The sequence below is a fragment of the Enterococcus italicus genome, assembly GCF_023743875.1.
Taxonomy (GTDB): Bacteria; Bacillota; Bacilli; order Lactobacillales; family Enterococcaceae; genus Enterococcus_G; species Enterococcus_G italicus.
In genome coordinates, this window is record NZ_JAMRVB010000001.1 from 649,600 (window position 1) to 673,048 (window position 23,449).

Annotated in this window: 20 protein-coding genes and 1 pseudogene; all 21 read left to right on the top strand. The window is 40.0% G+C overall.

All coding sequences use genetic code 11. The features are described 5' to 3' along the window. The first annotated feature begins 209 nt into the window (after positions 1-209). Positions 210-2,162, top strand: a complete 1,953-nt coding sequence (gene thrS, locus NE257_RS03160) for a threonine--tRNA ligase (protein ID WP_251855010.1) — start codon at positions 210-212, stop codon at positions 2,160-2,162. Positions 2,163-2,360: 198 nt separating this feature from the next. Next, positions 2,361-2,834, top strand: a complete 474-nt coding sequence (rimP, locus tag NE257_RS03165; RefSeq protein WP_040366767.1) for a ribosome maturation factor RimP — start codon at positions 2,361-2,363, stop codon at positions 2,832-2,834. A gap of 21 nt (positions 2,835-2,855) precedes the next feature. Beyond that, entirely contained in the window at positions 2,856-3,986 is a 1,131-nt protein-coding gene (nusA, locus tag NE257_RS03170) for a transcription termination factor NusA (RefSeq protein WP_251855009.1), read from the top strand. Between the two features lie 19 nt (positions 3,987-4,005). Beyond that, a complete protein-coding gene (gene rnpM / locus NE257_RS03175; RefSeq protein ID WP_040366765.1) occupies positions 4,006-4,302 on the top strand; it encodes an RNase P modulator RnpM in 297 nt (98 codons plus the stop codon). After that, a complete protein-coding gene (locus NE257_RS03180) occupies positions 4,295-4,597 on the top strand; it encodes a YlxQ-related RNA-binding protein (RefSeq protein ID WP_251855008.1) in 303 nt (100 codons plus the stop codon). The genes rnpM and NE257_RS03180 overlap by 8 nt, the downstream gene beginning before the upstream one ends. A 12-nt stretch (positions 4,598-4,609) precedes the next feature. Continuing rightward, the gene (infB, locus tag NE257_RS03185) at positions 4,610-7,207 is read left to right on the top strand and encodes a translation initiation factor IF-2 (protein ID WP_251855007.1); all 2,598 of its coding nucleotides are present in this window, start codon (positions 4,610-4,612) and stop codon (positions 7,205-7,207) included. Between the two features lie 16 nt (positions 7,208-7,223). Beyond that, positions 7,224-7,571, top strand: a complete 348-nt coding sequence (rbfA, locus tag NE257_RS03190) for a 30S ribosome-binding factor RbfA (protein WP_251851396.1) — start codon at positions 7,224-7,226, stop codon at positions 7,569-7,571. A gap of 160 nt (positions 7,572-7,731) precedes the next feature. Further along, on the top strand, positions 7,732-8,670 hold the full coding sequence (gene truB / locus NE257_RS03195) for a tRNA pseudouridine(55) synthase TruB (protein ID WP_251851397.1): 939 nt from the start codon (positions 7,732-7,734) through the stop codon (positions 8,668-8,670). Beyond that, positions 8,657-9,595: a riboflavin biosynthesis protein RibF gene (gene ribF / locus NE257_RS03200; RefSeq protein ID WP_007208554.1), complete on the top strand. Its 939-nt coding sequence runs from the start codon at positions 8,657-8,659 to the stop codon at positions 9,593-9,595. Before truB ends, ribF begins: the two co-directional genes overlap by 14 nt. A 16-nt stretch (positions 9,596-9,611) precedes the next feature. Continuing rightward, complete coding sequence (locus tag NE257_RS03205; protein ID WP_040366763.1) at positions 9,612-10,247, top strand: GntR family transcriptional regulator; 636 nt, start codon at positions 9,612-9,614, stop codon at positions 10,245-10,247. Positions 10,248-10,457: 210 nt separating this feature from the next. After that, positions 10,458-11,675, top strand: a complete 1,218-nt coding sequence (locus tag NE257_RS03210; protein WP_040366759.1) for a quaternary amine ABC transporter ATP-binding protein — start codon at positions 10,458-10,460, stop codon at positions 11,673-11,675. Further along, entirely contained in the window at positions 11,668-13,407 is a 1,740-nt protein-coding gene (locus NE257_RS03215) for an ABC transporter permease/substrate binding protein (RefSeq protein ID WP_007208551.1), read from the top strand. Before NE257_RS03210 ends, NE257_RS03215 begins: the two co-directional genes overlap by 8 nt. Before the next feature lie 272 nt (positions 13,408-13,679). Next, a complete protein-coding gene (locus NE257_RS03220; RefSeq protein ID WP_251851398.1) occupies positions 13,680-15,497 on the top strand; it encodes a cation:proton antiporter family protein in 1,818 nt (605 codons plus the stop codon). A gap of 129 nt (positions 15,498-15,626) precedes the next feature. Beyond that, a complete protein-coding gene (gene hemW / locus NE257_RS03225; protein WP_007208549.1) occupies positions 15,627-16,784 on the top strand; it encodes a radical SAM family heme chaperone HemW in 1,158 nt (385 codons plus the stop codon). Between the two features lie 160 nt (positions 16,785-16,944). After that, positions 16,945-17,976: a heat-inducible transcriptional repressor HrcA gene (gene hrcA / locus NE257_RS03230; protein ID WP_251885760.1), complete on the top strand. Its 1,032-nt coding sequence runs from the start codon at positions 16,945-16,947 to the stop codon at positions 17,974-17,976. Positions 17,977-18,003: 27 nt separating this feature from the next. Continuing rightward, on the top strand, positions 18,004-18,570 hold the full coding sequence (grpE, locus tag NE257_RS03235; RefSeq protein ID WP_338127562.1) for a nucleotide exchange factor GrpE: 567 nt from the start codon (positions 18,004-18,006) through the stop codon (positions 18,568-18,570). 32 nt (positions 18,571-18,602) lie between these two features. Further along, positions 18,603-20,429, top strand: a complete 1,827-nt coding sequence (gene dnaK, locus NE257_RS03240) for a molecular chaperone DnaK (RefSeq protein WP_007208546.1) — start codon at positions 18,603-18,605, stop codon at positions 20,427-20,429. Positions 20,430-20,552: 123 nt separating this feature from the next. After that, entirely contained in the window at positions 20,553-21,716 is a 1,164-nt protein-coding gene (dnaJ, locus tag NE257_RS03245) for a molecular chaperone DnaJ (protein ID WP_007208545.1), read from the top strand. Between the two features lie 88 nt (positions 21,717-21,804). Then, entirely contained in the window at positions 21,805-22,107 is a 303-nt protein-coding gene (locus tag NE257_RS11640; RefSeq protein ID WP_338127543.1) for a ferrochelatase, read from the top strand. A gap of 17 nt (positions 22,108-22,124) precedes the next feature. Next, positions 22,125-22,730, top strand: a pseudogene (gene hemH, locus NE257_RS03250) (ferrochelatase). Positions 22,731-22,868: 138 nt separating this feature from the next. Continuing rightward, positions 22,869-23,444: an alkaline shock response membrane anchor protein AmaP gene (gene amaP / locus NE257_RS03255; protein WP_251851400.1), complete on the top strand. Its 576-nt coding sequence runs from the start codon at positions 22,869-22,871 to the stop codon at positions 23,442-23,444. Positions 23,445-23,449 lie beyond the last annotated feature (5 nt).

Here is a 23,449-nt window from a genome sequence, read left to right on the forward strand (position 1 = left end):
GTGCTAGGCTGAGACACTCTTGGAAGAAAACCAACTGCGGACCACTTTCGAGACTTCTGTTGAAGCAGAAGCGGTCGCACCGTTATCACGTTGAGAGATACCAGTTTGGTATTTAAAGATTAGGTGGAACCACGTTTATTCGTCCTAGTAGAGTCACGACTCTACTAGGACTTTTTGTTTACAACAGAGGAAAATAAGGAGGAAGACTGATGATAAAAATTACATTTCCTGATGGAGCTGTAAAAGAATTTGAACAAGGAGTAACAACAAAAGAGATTGCCGAGAGCATTTCGAAAAGTCTAGCGAAAAAAGCACTAGCGGGTAAAGTGAATGGCAAATTAATTGACTTAACTCTTCCATTAGAAGAAGATGCAAAAATTGAAATCGTGACTCCTGATCATGAAGATGCTCTGCCTTTATTACGTCACTCATCTGCGCATTTAATGGCGCATGCGATGCACCGATTGTATCCAGGAATTCATTTTGGTGTAGGACCAGCGATTGATTCAGGCTTTTATTATGATACTGATAATGGGGAGCATCCGATTACAGCTGAGGACTTACCTGCAATTGAAGTAGAAATGATGAAAGTAATCAAAGAAAATCATCCAATCGAACGCATGGTTCTATCGAAAGAGGAAGCACTGGAATTGTTTGCTAGTGATCCCTACAAAGTGGAATTAATTACTGAATTGCCTGCAGATGAAGTGATTACAGCATACAAGCAAGGTGATTTCGTTGATTTGTGCCGTGGCCCACACGTGCCGTCAACTGGTCGCATTCAAGTCTTCAAATTATTATCAGTAGCCGGTGCTTATTGGCGCGGGAAATCTGACAATCACATGATGCAACGAATCTATGGAACAGCATTTTTTGACAAAAAAGACTTAAAAGAGTTTATCCGTATGCGCGAGGAAGCAAAAGAACGCGACCACCGCAAATTAGGAAAAGAACTAGATTTATTTATGGTTTCAAAAGAAGTTGGTTCTGGCTTGCCGTTTTGGTTACCAAAAGGTGCCACTATTCGCCGCATCATTGAACGCTACATCGTAGATAAAGAAGTCAGCCTAGGATATATGCATGTCTATACACCAATTATGGCAGACGTGAATCTATATAAGACTTCTGGTCACTGGGATCATTATCATGAAGATATGTTTCCACCAATGGACATGGGAGATGGCGAAATGTTGGTCTTAAGACCAATGAATTGCCCACACCACATTATGGTGTACAAAAATGATATTCACTCGTATCGTGAATTGCCAATCCGCATTGCGGAACTAGGTATGATGCACCGCTATGAAAAATCGGGTGCGTTATCTGGTTTGCAACGGGTACGTGAAATGACATTAAATGATGGTCATACATTTGTGAGACCGGACCAGATCAAAGACGAATTCAAGCGGACATTGGATTTAATGACTGCTGTCTACAAAGACTTTGGGATTGACGATTATCGATTCCGTTTGAGTTACCGTGACCCTAATAATACAGACAAATACTTTGATGATGATGAAATGTGGGAAAATGCGCAAAAAATGATCAAAGCTGCGATGGACGAATTAGGATTGGATTATTTTGAAGCAGAAGGTGAAGCAGCCTTTTACGGACCAAAATTAGATGTTCAAGTAAAAACAGCGCTAGGGATGGAAGAAACATTGTCTACTATTCAATTAGACTTTTTACTTCCTGAACGTTTTGAATTAACATACGTCGGTGAAGATGGCGAAAATAGCCATCGTCCAGTGATGATTCACCGCGGAATTGTTTCAACGATGGAACGGTTTGTTGCTTACTTGACTGAAGTATACAAAGGTGCATTTCCGACTTGGTTAGCACCAGTCCAAGTCGAAATTATTCCAGTATCAGTCGATGCACACAGTGAATATGCCTACGAAGTGAAAGAACGCTTACTAGGAAAAGGGATTCGTGCCGAAGTTGACGATCGGAATGAAAAAATGGGCTACAAGATTCGCGCAGCACAAACACAAAAAATTCCGTACCAATTAGTTGTTGGTGATCAAGAAATGAATGACACGACAGTCAATATCCGTCGCTATGGCAGCAAAGAAACAGCAGTTGAAGAGCTTAATATGTTTGTAGATGCAATTGTTGCAGATGTTCAAAATTACAGTCGTACTGGTAACGATAACAAATAAGTAGCGTATAAGTATTCATTCTAATAACAGGATCAACTGTTGGCAAAAGAGTGATCTAATCACAAACGGTTGAATTTAGAAGGAAAATATGCTATGATTACGAATGTAATGATACTTAGGTTGAGTGAGGGATATTTATCCCTCACTCTTTTTAATGAAATGATAGCCTAGTATTCAATAAAAAGGGGGCGATAGCTGTTGAGTACAGTGGTTCAAACTGTGACCGATTTAGTGGTACCTATTTTAGATTCAAAGCATTTTGAATTAGTAGAAGTAGAGTTTGTCAAAGAGGGCAAGAGTTGGTTTTTAAGAGTCTTTATAGACAAAGAAGAAGGCATTGATATTGAGGAATGTGCTTGGGTAAGTGAGATGTTAAGTGAAAAACTTGATAGCATTGATCCCGATCCAATTCCGCAAGCGTATTTTCTTGAAATTTCTTCACCCGGTGCGGAACGTCCGCTAAAGAAAGAAAAAGATTATGAAAAAGCTGTGGGTTCATTTGTCCATCTATCGCTTTACCAAGCTGTTGACGGGGAAAAGCAATATGAAGGAATCTTAGATGCGGTTGAGGCGGAGACATTGACTTTGACTTATCGAATCAAAACACGTACCAAAACCCAAACCTTTGAACGAAAAAATATTGCGAAAGCTCGTTTAGCAATTCAATTTTAATAATGGAGGATCAATCACAAAATGAGTAAAGAAATGTTGAACGCTCTAGATGCGTTAGAGGCAGAAAAAGGAATTTCAAAAGATATTGTTATCGATGCACTCGAAGCCGCATTAATTTCAGCGTACAAACGTCACTATGGACAATCGCAAAATGTTGAAGTGGAGTTTGACCGTAAAAAAGGAAATATCCATGTCTATGCTGTGAAAGAAGTGACAGAAGAAGTAATGGATTCGCAGCTTGAAGTGTCCTTAAAAGAAGCAATGACGATTAATCCTGCATACGAAATTGGCGACAAAATCCGTTTCGAAGTGACACCAAAAGATTTTGGACGAATTGCTGCTCAAACGGCAAAACAAGTCATCTTACAACGTGTCCGTGAAGCAGAACGCTCCATTATTTATAATGAGTTTAGTGCGTATGAGAAAGATATTATGCAAGGGATTGTTGAACGCCAGGATAGTCGCTACATCTACGTTAACCTTGGGAAAATCGAAGCCGTGCTTTCTAAACAAGATCAAATGGCCAATGAATTCTACCAACCACATGACCGGATCAAAGTATATGTGTCACGCGTTGAAAATACGTCAAAAGGACCGCAAGTCTTTGTTAGTCGTAGCCACCCAGATTTACTACGTCGTTTATTTGAACAAGAAGTACCAGAAGTTTATGATGGTACAGTCGAAATCGTTAGCATTGCACGTGAAGCCGGCGATCGTTCAAAAATTGCCGTTCGTTCACACGATGATAATATCGATCCAGTAGGGACATGTGTCGGACCAAAAGGCCAACGTGTTCAAGCATTGGTAAACGAATTAAAAGGGGAAAATATGGATATCGTGGAGTGGGATGAAGATTCAGCTATCTTTATCGCAAATGCCTTAAACCCTGCAGAAGTCACAGACGTATTATTTGATACAACGAATCCAAAAGCTTGTACAGTCGTTGTACCCGACTATCAATTGTCACTAGCAATTGGTAAACGTGGCCAAAATGCGCGTCTAGCAGCGAAATTAACTGGCCATAAGATCGACATTAAATCAGAATCAGATATGGCTGAATTTTACGAAGAACTAGATCGTCAAGAAGCACAGGCTGGTGTGAGTGAAGACACCGAAGTAGCGACACTTGAAGCAGAGCAAACGGAAGAGTAACAAAAAAAGGGGGATGATGATGAAAAAACGAAAAATTCCTTTAAGAAAATCAGTTGTCTCCGGAGAGCTTTTTCCCAAAAAAGAATTGGTCCGCATTGCGCGTTCGAAAGAAGGCGAAGTAGCCATCGATCCATCAGGTAGAATGCCTGGTCGGGGTGCTTATATTGCTTTGGATCCCAAAGAAGCACAAGCAGCTTGGGATAAGAAGATTTTAGACCGTGTTTTAGAAGTCAAGCTAACAGATGCCTTTTACGAAGAGCTATTGGCCTACGTGACGCATCAAAAAGCAAGAAAAGAACTATTTGCTAATGAATAGGCAAAAAGTATTAAACCTACTAGGATTAGCTACACGCGCGCGCAAAATCATATCTGGTGAAGACTTGACAATCCAAGCCATTCGCTCAAATAAAGCGCAAGTCGTGCTACTAGCAAGTGATGCAGGAAAAAACACCCAGAAAAAAGTAAAAGATAAATGCTCGTATTACAACGTTCCTGTTTTTGATTGTTATACAGCTGAGGAGCTGACCAATGCCATCGGAAAACCAAGAATGGTAATCGGCATCCTAGATAAAGGCTTTGCAAGCAGAATCGAGGAATTAATCTTAGGATAGGAAGGTGATTACATGGGAAAAAAAAGAATCTATGAATTAGCCAAAGAATTGAATACCTCAAATAAATCATTAGTTGAAAAAGCACAATCATTAGGCTTTGATGTGGCAAACCATATGGGTGCTATCTCAGAAACACAAGAGAAGCAGCTCCGGCAGTCACTGCAACCGAAGAAAACTGAGGGACAAACAAAATCGACCAATCCGACCAATACACCTGAACCAAAATTTCAATCGCAACGAAATAATCCAAAATTTCAAAATAGAAAAAATCAAGCACCACGTATCAATACCAATAACCGAGGAACTAAGGGTGCTACAGGGAATGCAGGTAATCGGATGAATTCAACTTCTAAAGTGGAAACAAAAGATACCAAACCAACTCAAGCACCCATCAAACCAACACCAACAGAAAACAAAGGTACCGATCAACGACCGAATACTGGTCAAGCAAAGGCGAATCAAACCAATCGTCCTCAAAATCGGAATACAAACCAAGGACGTAATAGCGAAAATATGAATCAAAATAAACCTACAGCAACATCAAAACCAAAAAACAATGCACCTCGAGATACAAAATCAACAGCAAAACCTGCTGCGCAAAAGAGCCAAACAACGAATCGCCCAGCGCAAACAGCTACGCGTCCAGCGAAACCGGCAACAAAATTTGACAACGCGAGCAATAATGGGCAAGATCGTAACAAACCAGCAAATCGCTCAAATAACCGCAACAAAAATAACAATTTTGGCAACAACCAAAACCGCTCAAAATTTAATAAACGCGGCAAAAAAGGACGCCAAAATGTATCGCAAGAAAGAAAACCAGCTGTACCGGCGCGTAAATTCCGTGAATTACCTGATGTTTTAGAGTATACAGAAGGCATGAACGTGGCTGAGATTGCGAAAAAAATTCACCGCGAGCCTGCAGAAATAATTAAGAAGTTATTTATGTTAGGTGTGATGGTGAACCAAAACCAACCATTAGACAAAGATACAATTGAATTATTGGCAACTGATTATGGGATGGAAGCCCAAGAAAAAGTGCAAGTGGATATTGCTGATATCGACAAATTCTTTGAACCAGAAGAATTAAACGAAGAAAACCTAGAATCACGCCCACCAGTCGTAACGATTATGGGACACGTCGATCACGGGAAAACTACCTTGTTAGATACCTTGCGTCATTCACGAGTAACAAGTGGTGAAGCAGGCGGAATTACCCAACATATCGGTGCCTACCAAATTGATATTAACGGTAAACCAATCACGTTCTTAGACACGCCAGGACATGCGGCCTTCACAAGCATGCGTGCTCGTGGTGCAAGTATTACCGATATCACTATCTTGGTCGTTGCAGCCGACGACGGTGTTATGCCACAGACTATTGAAGCAATCAACCATGCGAAAGCAGCGAAAGTACCAATTATCGTTGCTGTAAACAAAATTGATAAACCAGGTGCGAATCCACAACATGTGATGCAAGAACTTAGTGAATATGAATTGATTCCTGAATCATGGGGTGGCGACACCATCTTTGTAGAAATTTCAGCCAAATTTGGACAAAACATTGAAGAATTGCTTGAAATGATTCTTTTGGTTGCTGAAGTGGAAGACTTAGAAGCAGATCCAACACAACGAGCAATCGGTACAGTCATTGAAGCTCGCTTAGACAAAGGCAAAGGCCCAGTATCAACCTTATTGGTTCAACAAGGAACGCTACGTGTAGGGGATCCGATTGTTGTCGGTAATACATTTGGTCGTGTCCGTGTCATGACTAATGACCTTGGTCGCCGTGACAAAGAAGCTGGCCCAGCTACACCAGTCGAAATTACTGGTCTTAACGATGTACCACAAGCGGGTGATCGCTTTGTAGTATTTGAAGACGAAAAGTCAGCTCGTGCTGCCGGTGAAGAGCGTGCCAAACGGGCATTGCTAGAACACCGTGCTTCAAGTAGCCGTGTAACGTTAGAAAACTTATTTGATAGCTTAAAAGAAGGCGAACTAAAAGCCGTTAATGTTATCATCAAAGCAGATGTACAAGGTTCAGCTGAAGCATTAGCTGCCTCATTGAAAAAAATTGACGTTGAAGGCGTGAAAGTAAACATCGTCCATTCAGCTGTTGGTGCGATTAACGAAAGTGATGTGACACTTGCAGCCGCAAGTAATGCAATCATTATCGGCTTTAACGTTCGACCTACAGCCCAAGCAAAACAACAAGCCGATGCTGAAGAAGTCGACATTCGTTTACACCGCATCATCTATAAAGCAATCGAAGAAATCGAAACAGCGATGAAAGGGATGCTTGATCCAGAATTTGAAGAAAAAATTACTGGTCAAATGATCGTTCGCGAAACGTATAAAGTATCGAAAGTCGGTACCATTGCTGGTGCTTATGTGACTGAAGGCTTTATCCGCCGTGACAGTGGTGTCCGCGTTATTCGCGATGGCATTGTTATTTATGAAGGACAATTAGCAAGCTTGAAACGCTTCAAAGACGATGTGAAAGAAGTTCGCATGGGATTTGAATGTGGTGCGATGATCGAAAAATTCAATGATTTAAAAATGGATGATGTCATCGAAGGCTTTATCATGGAAGAAATTAAAGTCGACTAGTATAGGAGGATGACTTATGGCCAACTATCGCGATAGAAGAGTGGCGCACGAAATTTTAAGAGAAGTAAATGATATTTTACGGAAAAAAGTAAGAGATCCACGTGTGCAAGAAGTAACGATTACCGATGTTCATGTGACAGGTGATTTGCAACAAGCGACAATTTATTATAGTATCCTTTCAGACTTAGCTTCTGATCGCCAAAAAGCACAAATTGGCTTGGAAAAATCAACAGGCTTAATTCGTAGAGAATTAGGACAAGGATTGTCACTATATAAAACACCAGAGCTGATCTTTGAATTGGATCAATCCGTTCAATATGGAAACAAAATCGATGAACTATTACGTAATCTAAATAAAGAGTAACTGCATAAAAGAGTGTGTGACCGATGTTTGTCACACGCTCTTTTTTTAGTATTTCTTTAGGATTGAACAAATTTTACTTGTAAAGAGAAAGCAATTGCATGGGACCGATTTCTATCATATGCTATAATAGAAAAGTTGAATAAGAAAAAGGAGTGAACGCATGGACGGCATTTTACCATTATGGAAAGAACCTGGCATGACCAGTCATGATTGCGTTTTTAAATTACGAAAACTATTGCAAACCAAAAAAATCGGTCATGGGGGTACGCTTGATCCCGATGTCGCTGGTGTATTGCCAATCTTTATTGGCAAAGGAACAAAAGTCATTGAATTCCTTTCTGACGAAGGAAAGGTTTATGAAGGTGAAGTAACGTTGGGTTACAGTACCACGACGGAAGATTTTTCCGGCGAAGTAGTACAGAAAAAGCCTGTTACTGAGCCGTTGACAAAAGATCAGATTGATCATGCGATGGTTCAATTTATTGGGGAAATCACTCAGATTCCGCCGATGTACTCTGCAGTCAAAGTCGCGGGCAAGCGCCTGTACGAGTACGCGCGTAACAATGAGGAAGTTAAACGCCCCATCCGCAAAGCAACCATTAACTCCTTCACACGCATCTCAGAACCCAAATGGAACAAGGAGCAACAAACTCAATCTTGGAAATTTCAAGTCCATTGCGGTAAGGGAACTTATATCCGTACATTGGCAGTTGATTTGGGTGAAGCATTAGGTTATCCCGCCCATATGTCACAGCTGACTAGATTAGCAAGTGGCGGATTTACGAAAGAGCAAGCCATCACACTTGCACAAGTAGCTACTTATAAAGAGGCTGGCATAGTTGACAAGTATTTGCTTCCAATTGAATTTGGTGTGAAAAATTTTGAACAAGTCGCCATTTCTGATGCCTTATGGTCCAAAGTGAAAAATGGTATGCGCCTAAGTGCAGCGGATTTTGGTTTAACTCAGATACCGGACCAACCGATCGCCATTTTCTATCAAGAAAAAGTGGTCAGTATTTATGCTACCTATCGTGAAGACAGTGATCAATTAAAACCTTTAAAAGTTATACGAAATGAGTGGGAAGATGAACGTAATTGAAATTAGACATCCTTACCATCAAGATCAGCTACCAGACGAACCAATCGTTTTGGTTTTGGGCTTTTTTGATGGCGTACACAAAGGACATCAAAAAGTAATTGAAACAGGTCGCAAAATTGCCAATCAAAGAGGCCTGAAATTGGCAGTTATGACATTTAATCAACACCCGTCCATCGTCTTTCAAAAAATCAATCCTGACACTATGAAGTACTTGACTAGCCTGAAGCAAAAAGAAGAAAAAATGGCCGAAAATGGTGTGGATTTCTTGTTTTTTGTTGATTTTACGTCAGCTTTTGCGGGATTAAAGCCGCAAGAATTTGTAGATCAATATATTGTTGGTTGGCATGCGGAAGTTGTCGTAGCGGGATTTGACTATACATACGGTCCAAAAGACATCGCAGATATGCCACATTTAGCAGAATACGCTAAAAATCGTTTTGAGATTGTGACTGTACCGAAAGAGACGTTGGCAGGAGAAAAAGTGAGTTCAACAAATATTCGTGAAGCGTTAAGTAATGGAGAAATGGAAGAAGTGACCGCAATGTTAGGAACAACGTATGAAACAGAAGGAATTGTCGTTCATGGCGATGCTAGAGGCCGCACATTAGGCTATCCGACAGCCAATATTCAGACAAAGGCGAGTGTGCGACTGCCCAAAGAAGGGGTCTATGTGACTGAGATCTTAGTAGGAGACACTTGGTTCCCTTCAATGGGATCGATTGGCACGAATAATACCTTTGAACAAAATCGTCCGGTAACTGTCGAAATAAATATTTTAGATTTCCATCAAGATATTTATGGCGAGCATGTTCGCGTTCGCTGGGTACATTATTTAAGAGAACAGGTCGCTTTTCCGTCGATGGAGGCATTGATTGATCAGTTACAACAAGATGAAAAAGATACACGGACTTATTTCGGAAATTGAGCAAGGAGGAATCCAGATGAGTGAGCAACCAAATGAGCGAGTGGGTCAGCTACCACGTTACCAGCAAGTAGCCGTTGAAATATCGGAGCGGATTGTGGAAGGCCGATATGTTGAAGGGGAAAAAATTCATGCGCGTTCGACATTGGCTACTCATTTTAATGTTTCTGCTGAGACAGCCCGAAAAGCGATCAGTATATTGGTTGATTTAGGGATAATGGATGTGAAGCATGGCAGTGGTGCTTTTGTTGTGTCCAAGGAGAAGGCGGCGGAATATGTTACACAGTTTAAAGCCAGTCAGTCTATTTTATCCATTCGCCAACAGATGCAAGCGAGCATCGAGAGGCAGCGCACAGAAACCAATCACTTAAATCAATTATTAGACCAACTCGTTGCACGTACTAAAAATGTTCACGATCAATTGCCCTTTGTTCCTTATGAAATAGAATTGACTTCTCAGGCACAAAATTTAGAAATAAGTATTAATGAACTAAATTTTTGGCATCAAACAGGTGCCACGATCGTTGCAATTCAGACGGATAAAGAACTTTTGTTGTCACCTGGGCCATACGCCAAGCTTAGTATTGGGAATCATTTGTATTTTGTAGGGACAGAGACTGTTTTTGATCGCGTTCAGCGCTTCTTTTATGAGTAATAAACTAGAAAATATAGTTCAGTAGACCAGAAAATCCAGAAGTTGCTTCTCAAGCTTTTGGATTTTCTGGTCTTTCGTTGTAGCTAATTGAATATAGCTGCAGATATTGTCTTAATTGCTTCTTAATTTTTTGACAAAGTGACCACACGATGTTAACATTGAAAGGTCAGTTTGAATAAAACATGAAAATTTTTAGGGAGTGTGAAAGATTTGATCAAAGTTCGTGTAGAACATTTAACTAAAGTCTTCGGGAAGCGTCAGCAACAGGCACTCGAACTTGTTAAAAAAAATGAAGCCAAAACAACAATTTTAGAAAAAACAGGCGCGACAGTTGGGGTGTACGATGCCAACTTTGAAGTGAATGAAGGCGAGATATTTGTGATCATGGGGCTTTCCGGCAGTGGGAAATCAACCTTGGTACGCTTAATTAATCGCTTGATTGAACCGTCATATGGCGATGTATTTATTGATGGAGAAGATATCGCAAAAATGGATAAAGAAGCCTTGCGTGACATTCGTCGCCATAAAATTAATATGGTTTTTCAAAATTTCGGTCTGTTTCCACATCGAACGATTCTTGAAAATACTGAGTATGGATTAGAAGTAAGAGGTGTGCCGAAAGAAGAACGAACGGTGAAAGCTGAACAAGCCCTCGCAAACTCAGGATTACTTTCTTTTAAAGACCAATATCCTGACCAACTTTCCGGTGGAATGCAGCAGCGTGTAGGCTTATCAAGAGCATTAGCAAATGATCCTGAGATTTTACTAATGGATGAAGCATTCTCAGCTTTAGATCCGCTTATTCGTCGAGAAATGCAAGATGAACTCTTGGAGCTACAATCAAAAGTTCAAAAAACCATTATATTTATTACACATGATTTGAATGAAGCACTACGAATTGGCGATCGAATTGCTTTAATGAAAGATGGTCAAATTATGCAAATTGGTACAGGTGAGGAAATTTTAACCAATCCAGCCAACGAATTTGTACGAGAATTTGTCGAAGATGTCGACCGTTCTAAAGTTCTGACTGCTGCGAACATTATGGTGCCAGCGTTGACCACCAATATTGAAATTGATGGACCAAATGTTGCCTTAAATCGGATGCGTAAAGAAGAAGTCAGCATGCTATTAGCGACGGACAAAAAGCGCCAACTGAAAGGTAGTTTGACCGCTGAGTCGGCACTTGATGCCCGTAAAAATGGTCAAGCACTAAAAGAAGTCATCGATAAAAATGTCAAAAAAGTTCATCCAGATACTTTAGTAACCGACATCTTTAAATTAATTTATGATTCACCGACGCCATTAGCCGTTGTTGATGAACAAGATCGCTTGATGGGCGTCGTGATTCGCGGGAGTGTCATTGAAGCTTTAGCGGACACGGAGACTTCAGTAAATGAAAAAGAGGGAGACGTGACAAATGAGTAACTTTTTACAACAAGCAATACCTGTTGCAAATTGGGTTGAAAGGGCTACAAATTGGGTGACAAATACCTTTTCAGGACTGTTTCAGGTCATTCAAGACAGTGGCTCTAGCGTGATGAATGGCTTTACGGATGTCCTTATGATGATTCATCCACTTGTGCTGATTCTAGTCGTCAGCCTGATTGCGTTTATCATTTCCGGGAAAAAATGGGGCTTAGTGTTGTTTAGTTTGATTGGCCTTTTATATATCTACAATCAAAACTTATGGTCAGACTTGATGAGTACCGTGACCTTAGTTATTGTCTCAAGCGTAGTGTCGATCATTATCGGGGTACCGCTTGGTATTTGGATGGCGAAAAGCGATCGTGCTGAAAAAATCATTCAGCCAATCCTTGATTTTATGCAAACGATGCCCGGCTTTGTGTACTTGATTCCAGCCGTAGCCTTCTTTGGCATTGGTATGGTGCCTGGGGTCTTTGCTTCAGTTATTTTTGCATTGCCACCTACTGTTCGTTTCACGAATTTAGGGATTCGTCAAATTCCGAAAGAATTGGTCGAAGCGTCAGATTCATTTGGTAGTACAGGCAAGCAACGGTTGTTTAAGCTTGAGTTACCGCTTGCCAAAAGCACAATTTTAGCTGGGATTAATCAAACGACAATGTTAGCATTATCCATGGTCGTCATTGCTTCAATGATTGGTGCACCTGGGCTAGGTAGAGGTGTCTTATCAGCATTGCAACATGCCCAAGTAGGCAATGGTTTCGTTAATGGGCTAGCTTTAGTTATCTTGGCTATCGTGATGGACCGCTTCACCCAATTAATTAATAAGCCCTCACACAAAAAGGAACAAGGACAGATCAGCAAAAAAACCAAACGTGTCGTAGCATTGGTATCAGTCGTAGCCATTTTAGGATCCATTTTTGTTAATGTTTGGCAAACGAAAACCACTCAATCAGCCAATGATGCATCAAAGGGAACCATTCATCTAGCTTATGTTGAATGGGACACTGAAGTTGCCTCAACGAACGTCATGGCTGAAATATTGAGAGAGCAAGGCTACACAGTAGATATCACACCGTTAGACAATGCGATTATGTGGGAGTCTGTCGCTAAAGGACAATCTGATGCGATGCTAGCTGCTTGGTTACCTAACACGCATAAAGCGCAATATGATAAGTACAAAGACCAGGTCACTGATTTAGGTGCAAACCTAGAAGGTGCAAAACTGGGACTAGTCGTTCCTAGTTATATGGATGTGGATTCAATCGAAGATCTAACCGATCAAGCGAATCAAACGATTGTAGGGATTGAGCCTGGTGCGGGTGTTGTTGCTGCAGCAGAAACGACGCAACAAACCTATGCTAATCTTTCAAATTGGACCGTCTCGACTTCTTCTTCAGGTGCGATGATGGTCGCCTTAGAACAAGCGTATAAAAACCAACAACCAATTGTCATTACTGGTTGGTCACCACATTGGATGTTTGCTAAGTATGATTTGAAGTATTTAGAAGATCCACAAGGCACAATGGGTGGCGAAGAAAGTATCCATACAATGACGAGAAAAGGGTTCGCTGATGATTTTCCCGAAGCAAACCAAATTTTGGATAACTTTGAATGGACGACAGATGACATTGAATCTGTGATGTTGGCCATAAACGATGGTCAAACGCCAGAACAAGCTGCGAAAGACTGGATCGAGGCGAACCAAGAGAAAGTCGACGAATGGACGAAATAAGATGATAAAAGCTGAGTCAATATGGTTCAGTTAAAAGCCAGAAAGACCGGAAATTCATAAGTTGCTCAAACTTTTGAATTTGCTGGTCTTTTTGTTTTGCGTTCCATGTATGAAATGGCAATACACAAAAAATGAGGAAGGCGAGCGGGATGTTTGAGAGGATTGGTCGATGCTAACAGGTATTGTTAAAGCAAATTTTTAATCATATATTTTTTCATATTTAATAAATATCTATATAATAAAACAATAAGGTTGGAAAGGAAGTCAAACCAATGTCACTTTTAATTGTATTATTTGCTGCATTAATGATTCCACTTGCGATGGCGCGCTTTAAGATTACAGCTGTGCCAACAGCAATTGCGGAAATTATTGTGGGAATTATTATCGGAAGAACGGGGTTTCAATTCGTTGAAACGACGAATAATTTATCATTTCTCTCTAGCTTAGGGGTGATTATTTTAATTTTTTTATCCGGTATGGAAATTGATTTTAGCTTATTTAAAAGTAAATCATCTGAAGAAAAGGGAACGCAGCCGTTGCCGATGGCGATACTTTCGTTTGTTGCGATACTCGGGACATCCGTGCTATTGGCATTTGTCGTGAAATTTCTTGGTATTTTTGATAATCTTATGCTTTCGACAATTTTGTTTTCAACGATTGCCTTAGGTGTCGTGATTGCGGCACTAAAGGAAAAAGAGTTATTAAGCAAACCTTATGGACAAACGCTATTGCTAATTGCCGTTTTAGGTGAAATCATTCCTTTGCTTGCCTTATCGGCATATGCTGCATTGAATGGCGGACAGTCGGAGCAAATCTGGCTGATACTAGTGATTTTCTTGGTAGCCATCCTGTTACTGTGGCGTTTTCGTGGGATTTATGATTTTTTTGCAAAGGTTGATAAATCGACGACGCAACTCGATATCCGCTTGGCATTTTTTATCGTCTTTACTTTGGTTACTGTGGCTGAAACAGTCGGTGCAGAAAATATTTTAGGGGCATTTTTGGCCGGGATTGTGATGAAGCTCTTGCAACCAAGTGAAAGTACGCAAGAGAAGTTAACCTCAGTCGGCTATGGCTTTTTTATTCCAGTATTCTTTATTATGACCGGGGCCAAGTTGGAGCTAAGAAGTCTGCTTATCCAACCAGAAGCATGGTTAATGATTTTATTATTATTTGTTTGTTTTATGGTAGCCAAAGCAGGGCTCTTTTTTACTATGCAAAAGTCCTTCAATCGCACCAATGCACTGGCCGGCGCATGTATTTCTGCGACAACTATTACGTTGGTGTTACCAACGCTAGAGGTAGCAGCACATTTGGATCAAATTACGGAAGTCCAAGTAGGCGAATTTACGTTAGCGGCGGTCCTTTGTTGTATTCTTGCACCTATTTTCTTTAATAAATTTTACCAATCTACCGAAGAAGAAGAACAATTAACCAAAGTGACTTTTTTTGGCACCAATGTGCTAACAATCCCTGTTGCTCAACAACTTGCAAAAGGCTGGTATGATATTCAAATGGTGACGGACGATCGCGAGCATTATGAAACGTTTCGCAGTGCGATGGATCATGTCTTATTTTTGGAAAATCGCGAAGAACAGACATTGTTTGACAAACAAATCTTCGATGCTGATGTATTGGTACTTGGGTATCGTGACGATGCCATTAATTATGAAATGGCTCAGCTTGCAGCGAAATATGAAGTCCCACGAGTGATTGTCCGCTTAGAGTCACATGACTTAACTGATACGAAGTACGAGCAGCTTCAAGCCAAGGGGGCGGAGTTGTTTAATACCTTTGATGTAAATATTAGTTTACTAAGGGAAATGATCGACTCACCATCTACACTGAAAATGCTGACGGATACGGAGTCAGGACTATATGAAGTATCGGTAAACAATCGTCGATACACAGGGATTCCTATCAAATCATTGCCATTTATTGAAGCAATTACAATCAGTCGTATTTACCGCAACAATGAATTCATTGCCCCCCGTGGAAATACGGTTATCGAACTGGGTGATCACCTGATTTTTACAGGTAACAAAGAAACAGTCAAAGAATTACGGCATGTATTGAGCTTGACGAACTAAAAAATTCCAATCATTCGATTATCTGCGTGATTAATGGTACACTAGGTTCCAATAAAGAAAGTAGCAAAATTTGAGAAAGTCAAATGGCTTTCTCTTTTTCTGTGCAAATAAGACCAAAGGAATGGCATAATGAACACCAACAAACAAAAATCAATGTATATCCATATCCCATTTTGTGAACACATCTGTTATTACTGTGATTTCAACAAAGTATTTCTTGAAGGGCAGCCAGTAGATGAATATGTTGATCGTTTACTTGACGAAATTGAATGGGGAACAAAAAATAAAACTACCTCTTTTCCGACAATCTATATTGGCGGAGGTACACCAACATCTTTAACGGCCACCCAACTTGATAAGCTGTTAGCGGGAATTACCGAGCGAGTATCGCTAGCAGACACCAAAGAATTTACGATTGAAGCTAACCCAGGCGATTTGACGGAGGAAAAGTTGGCAATCATCCAAAATTATGGCGTAAATCGCGTATCGATGGGCGTACAATCCTTTGATGATCGCTTATTAAAAAAAATCGGTCGGAAACATTCGGCGCAAGATGTGACAGAAACTTTGCATTTATTGGAAGCGAAGGGTTTTTCGAATGTGAGTATTGATTTGATTTATGCCCTACCTGGACAGACACTGGATAATTTTCGCCAAACACTAACGCAAGCACTGACCTTTGATTTGCCCCATTATTCGCTTTATTCCTTGATTTTGGAAAATAAAACAATGTTTATGAATTGGATGAGAAAAGGTAATATGGTCCTACCTTCACAGGAAGTCGAGTTGCAAATGTTTGAAGAGACAATTGACGCGATGACCAAGGCGGGCAAATTTCAATATGAAATTAGTAATTTTGCTACACCGGGATATGAATCTCAGCACAATCTAATGTATTGGGACAATGAGGAGTATTACGGTTTTGGTGCGGGGGCAAGTGGCTATGTTGATCAAAAGAGATATCGTAATTTTGGGCCAATCCAGCATTATTTGAAGCCTTTACGCGAAGGAACATTACCAATCTATCAGAGTGAGTCTGTGTTAAGAAAAGAACAAATAGAAGAAGAATTATTTTTAGGTTTACGAAAGTTAGCTGGTGTATCAAAGAAGGCATTTGAAAAAAAATTTGGCCAATCGTTTGATGGAATCTATGGAGATGTCGTGACCAGTCTTGTAGCAAAAGGCTGGTTACTAACAGATGATCAACACGTCGCTCTAACAAAGCAAGGAATGTATGTCGGAAATGATGTCTTTGAGCAATTTTTGCTAGACAAGGAGATAAATTGATGCAGCGAACAGTATAAAATAGAATAAAAAAATCGATTAGCACTCTTTTGTTAAGAGTGCTAATTTTTTAAGGGCAATCTCTTGACATTCTATAGAGATGTGGTATATTTATAATCGTATTAGCACTTAGATATATCGAGTGCTAACAAGGGGTGATGACATGATAACGAAGAGACAACAAGATATTTTGCGTCTTATCATCCAGAGCTATACCGAAAATGAAATTCCGGTTGGTTCAAAAAAGTTGATGGAATCGGGAATTGAAGCGAGTTCTGCAACAATTCGAAATGAGATGAAGGCTCTAGAAGAATTTGGCTTACTAACCAAGACACATTCTTCTTCGGGACGTGTCCCCTCGATTGAAGGGTATCGTTATTACATCAATCATCTATTGGAGCCGATGACTTCTTCAAAAGGGGATGTTGAGCAGATTAGACGTGGATTGAATCGTGAGTTCCACGAAATAAATGATGTGATTCAATATGCGGCTACTGTTTTGTCAAAACTGACCAACTACACTGCTTTATCGGTAGGGCCAAACTTAACAGATCGAATGTTGACGGGATTTCGAATTGTCCCATTGAACAATCGTCAAATTGTCGCGATTATTGTGACAGATAAAGGCAATGTTGAAAGTCAAGTCTACACAATACCAGCAACATTTCAGTCAACGGATGTTGAGAAAATTGTCCAAATTATCAATGACCGCATGGTTAATGAATCATTATGGACTGTCTATCAGCGCTTGCGGACTGAAATACCAATGACCATGAGTCGTTATTTTCAAACGACAGATGGCATTTTAGACTTTTTCGAGCATGTATTAGGAAAGGCGTTTGAAGAACGAGTATATGTCGGTGGACGGATGAATCTTTTGGATTATGAAACAACCCTTGATTCACGAGCCATCAAATCCATGTACTCATTCATGAAGAACTCGGAGCAATTAACCAAGCTGTTCTCATCCAGAGAAGGAGATATTCAAATTCGAGTCGGTGATGAGATAGGGGTTAAGATGCTTCATAATATGAGTTTGATTCAAGCCAACTACTCGATAAAAGATCATGGCTTAGGTACGATTGCATTAATTGGTCCGACAAGTATGCCGTATTCAAAAATGTATGGATTATTGGATACATTCAGTAAAGAACTTTCTCAGAAACTAAATGGGTATTACCAAGAATTAGAATGATTCAATAATATTGGAAAGGAAGTTTGTATAGTGACAGAAGAAAACAAACAAGAAGCACAAGAGCAAGAGTTACCCGAAACTAACGACGAGCAACAAGTGGATGCGACAGAAGAAGCAATTGCTGAAGAAGTCGATCCCATCTTAGCTGAAGTGGAAGACTTGAAGAAACAAGTCGACCAAATGGAAGACAAATTTCTAAGAGCTTCAGCTGAAATTGCCAACATTACTTCTCGTAATCGCAATGAACGTGAATTATTGCAAAAATATCGTTCACAAGACTTAGCAAAAAAAGTCTTACCAGCATTAGATAATCTGGAACGAGCGATGGCAATCGAGGCCAAAGATGAGCACAGCCAAAACCTAAAAAAAGGTGTTGAAATGGTACTCGAAAGCTTGCGTCACGCCTTAAAAGAAGAAGGAATTGAAGAAATCCCAGCAAAAGGTGAAGCATTTGATCCAACTCTTCATCAAGCAGTCCAAACGGTGCCAGCGCAAGAAGGCCAAGAGGCTGATACAATTGTTGAAGAACTTCAAAAAGGTTACAAATTATATGACCGCGTCTTACGACCAAGTATGGTCATTGTTGCTCAATAATAAAGAGATAAAAGAAGAGGAGAGAATCTATTATGACTAAAATTATCGGTATTGACTTAGGTACAACGAACTCTGCTGTTGCCGTATTAGAAGGCGGAGAAGCAAAAATTATTACAAACCCAGAAGGAAATAGAACAACGCCATCTGTTGTGTCATTTAAAAATGGTGAAATTCAAGTAGGTGAAGTAGCAAAACGTCAAGCAGTGACAAACCCTAACACGATTTCATCAATCAAACGCCACATGGGCGAAGCTGGCTACAAAGTTGAAGTTGAAGGAAAATCTTATACACCTCAAGAAGTTTCAGCAATGATTCTACAATACATCAAAGGTTTTGCTGAAGATTACTTAGGTGAAAAAGTTGAAAAAGCAGTTATTACTGTTCCTGCTTACTTTAACGACGCACAACGTCAAGCAACGAAAGACGCAGGTAAAATTGCTGGCTTAGAAGTTGAACGTATCGTAAATGAACCAACTGCTGCAGCATTAGCTTATGGTTTAGATAAAACGGATCGCGACGAAAAAATCCTAGTATTTGACTTAGGTGGTGGTACCTTTGACGTTTCTGTTCTTGAATTAGGTGATGGCGTCTTTGATGTATTATCGACAGCGGGTGATAACCATCTAGGTGGGGATGACTTTGATAACAAAATTATTGACCACATGGTTGCTGAATTCAAAAAAGAAAACGGCATTGACTTAAGCTCAGATAAAATGGCTGTACAACGTTTGAAAGATGCTGCTGAAAAAGCGAAAAAAGATTTATCAGGTGTATCAAGCACGCAAATCAGCTTACCATTTATTACAGCTGGCGCAGCAGGACCTCTTCACTTAGAAATGACGTTAACTCGTGCGAAATTTGATGAATTAACAGCCGACTTAGTAGAACGTACTAAAGTTCCAGTCCGTCAAGCATTAAAAGATGCTGGTCTTTCACAATCAGAAATCGACGAAGTAATTCTAGTTGGTGGATCAACACGTATTCCAGCTGTTGTTGAAGCAGTACGTAAAGAAACTGGTAAAGAACCAAATAAATCTGTAAACCCAGATGAAGTGGTTGCGATGGGTGCTGCGATCCAAGGCGGTGTGATTACTGGTGATGTAAAAGATGTCGTTTTATTAGATGTTACACCTCTTTCTCTAGGGATTGAAACAATGGGTGGCGTGTTCACAAAATTAATTGACCGTAACACAACCATTCCAACAAGTAAATCACAAGTCTTCTCCACAGCTGCTGATAATCAACCTGCTGTAGATATTCATGTATTACAAGGTGAACGTCCAATGGCAGCGGATAACAAAACATTAGGTCGTTTCCAATTAACAGATATACCAGCTGCACCAAGAGGTATTCCACAAATTGAAGTAACGTTCGATATTGACAAAAATGGTATCGTAAATGTATCAGCCAAAGATTTAGGTACGCAAAAAGAACAAAAAATCACTATTAAATCTTCTTCAGGTTTAACAGATGAAGAAATTGATCGTATGGTGAAAGATGCGGAAGCAAATGCTGAAGCTGATAAAGCAAGAAAAGAAGAAGTTGATTTACGTAACGAAATTGATTCTTTATTGTTCACTGTTGATAAAACAACGAAAGAATTAGAAGGCAAAGTTGATGCAGAAGAATTAAAGAAAGCAGAAACAGCGCGCGATGAATTAAAAGCTGCTGTTGAAGCAAACAACATTGAAGATATGAAAGCAAAACGCGATGCTTTAAACGAAATCGTACAAAACTTAACAGTAAAATTGTATGAACAAGCTGCTCAACAACAAGCACAAGAAAATCCAGAAGCAGCTCAAGGCGGCGCGGATGACGTGGTTGATGCGGATTTTGAAGAAGTAGATAACGATAAATAATATTGTTATTGAGGGAGCCAAAGTCATTCACTTTGGCTCTTTCTTTGAATTAATTTGCATGCCATTGTATAGAAAAATATGGTAAACTATTACAGTATGAAATAGAAAGATGGAGGGAAGCCAATGGCAACAAAACGTGATTATTATGAAGTCCTTGGAGTGCAAAAAGGGGCTTCGGACGATGAAATCAAAAAAGCGTATCGCAAGCTTTCCAAACAATATCATCCAGATATCAACAAAGAAGCCGATGCAGAAGATAAGTTTAAAGAAATATCTGAAGCTTATGAGATTTTAAGTGATCCGCAAAAACGAGCAGCCTATGATCAATACGGCCATGCTGGAACGAATCCAAACTATGGTGACGCCGGCGGTTTCAGTGGCTTTGGCAATGGTGGCTTCTCGGGTGCAGGTTTTGGTGGCTTTGAAGACATTTTCGAATCCTTCTTTGGTGGGGGCGGCGGCCGTAATGCAAATCCGAATGCACCAAGACAAGGTGCAGATTTACAGTATATGGTTGATTTGACCTTTGAGGAAGCTATTTTCGGTGTCGAAAAAGAACTAAAATACAAGCGTGAAGAAACATGCCACACGTGTCACGGAAATGGTGCCAAACCAGGAACCCAACCGGAAACATGTAAAAAGTGTCAAGGATCAGGAACGATTAATGTTGAACGCCAAACACCACTAGGACGCGTGATGAGCCGTCAAACGTGTGATGTGTGTCATGGTACAGGAAAAGAAATCGCGCATCCATGTGAAACGTGTCATGGTACTGGTAGAGAAAAACGAACGCATAAGGTGAAAGTCAATGTACCGGCTGGTGTCGAAGATGATCAACAAATGCGCCTAGCAAACCAAGGTGAGGCGGGTACGAATGGCGGCCCTTATGGTGATTTGTATGTGGTCTTTAGAGTCGCAGCTTCCGATATATTTGATCGAGATGGGTCAGAAATCTACTATGAATTGCCATTAAACTTTGTACAGGCGGCCTTAGGTGATGAAGTCTTAGTACCAACTGTCCATGGTGAAGTTAAGTTGAAAATACCTGCTGGCACACAAACAGGAGCGAAATTCCGCTTGCGTGGCAAAGGTGCACCAAGATTAAGAGGCAATGGCACAGGTGACCAACAAGTAACTGTTAAAATTTTGACACCAAAGAATTTGAACGAGGAGCAAAAAGAGGCGTTGCGATTATTTGCTAAAGTCTCAGGACTAAGTACATCAGAGCAACAACCTGAAGGATTCTTTGACAAAGTGAAAGATGCCTTTGGAGGCAAAAAGAAATAAGTAAAAAACTAATCCTTGTAGCTAGTTGTGCTGTACAGTAGCTAACTGGGATTGGTTTTTTTTATTTTAAATCAAAGAGATGAGTTAATTGAAAAAAGGATTAATGATAGTTAATTTAGGAACACCTGATGAAGCGAATCCTCAAAAAGTAAAAGAATTTCTAGCGTCATTTTTAAGCGATCAGCGTGCGATTAAAATGCCACGATTACTATGGCAAGCTATTCTTCATGGCATGATCATGCAAGTTAGACCCAAAAAATCTGCAGCATTATATCAAAAATATGGACCGAAAATGGGTCTCCTCTCCTCTTCTCGAATACACCAAGGCACAGGCAGCCACGATTTAAGAAGCATTATCAGATCTACAAGTAGAATATGCGATGTCGTATAGTTCAACTTTCATTGAGGATGTCTTGGATCGCTTCATTAGAAAACGGTACGGAATCACTGACAATTGTCCCTTTATATTCGCAATATTCTGGCACAACAGTTGGTTCAATATTTGATACAGTTTCGAAATACTTTGTAAAAAGTGATAAAATAATCAACCTAACTTTTTTTCGCAATTTTTACAACCATCCGTTATATATTGACTATTATGTAAGCAAGATTAAGAACACAATCCAAGAGGAACCCGTTGATGCGATTCTTTTTTCCTATCATGGTATTCCAGAACGTTATGAAAAAGATGGCGATACCTATCAAATTGAGTGTCGGAAAACGACCGACCTGCTAGTTGAAAAGCTTCCTAATATTCCTACTCATGTGTCTTTTTAATCAAAATTTGGACCAGGAAAATGGCTTCAACCCGCGACTTCTGACCGTTTAAAGGGAAGGCATAAAAAAGTATTAGTCGTCGCTCTTGGATTTGTCGTTGATTGCTTAGAGGCCATTGAAGAACTAGGAGAGGAAAATAGAGAATACTTTATCGAGGCAGGTGGAGAGGCGTATCGTTATTTCGCACCATTTAATGCGGATAAAGAATTAGCAAAAATCGTTGTCGACTTATATTGAAATCCGACCAAATAAGCAAACTATATGCTCAGTAATTCTATTTGAATTGCTGAGTTTTTACGTTAGGTAACAAAGAATATATAATAATAATCGTAACCAATATTTTTAACGATCTTTTATCAGAAAGGGGGGGCTTAGATGAATCGTGCAGAGAAATTTTTATGGATCGTTGTCGATTTGTTATTTCTTATAGTTTTTGGCACACTTCTTCTTATTTATTTTCCAGTCTCGAATTGGAACTGGGATGTAAGAAATTTGCAGCTATTTATACTTGGAAATAATTATTTTGGAACCTTTATTTTTGGGCTCACATTCTTTTTATTCATTGCATTCTTGGTAATTCTTCTTTTAGTGATTTTTTATCCGAAGAGTACGAATTATTTAGAAGTAAAAACAGAGAATGGCGACTTGACGATTACCAAGCGAGCAATCGAAGGATTTGTAGCATCAAGTATCAATAAGGCAGATTTTGTAAAATCGCCGAAAGTTAACGCCCATTTGTACAAGAAGACGGTAAAAATCCGTGTGAGTGGTGACATTAAGCGGACATCAGATCTTATTGGTAAACAAGAGGCATGGGCTCGTTCATTAGAAATGCAGTTGAAAAATTTACTGGGAGTGCAGCAATCTATCGCAGTACATGTAAAACTGAAGAATACAGCTGAACGTCAGGCTAATGATGCAAGCGACCGGGAAACAGCAAGAGTGATATAGGAGGG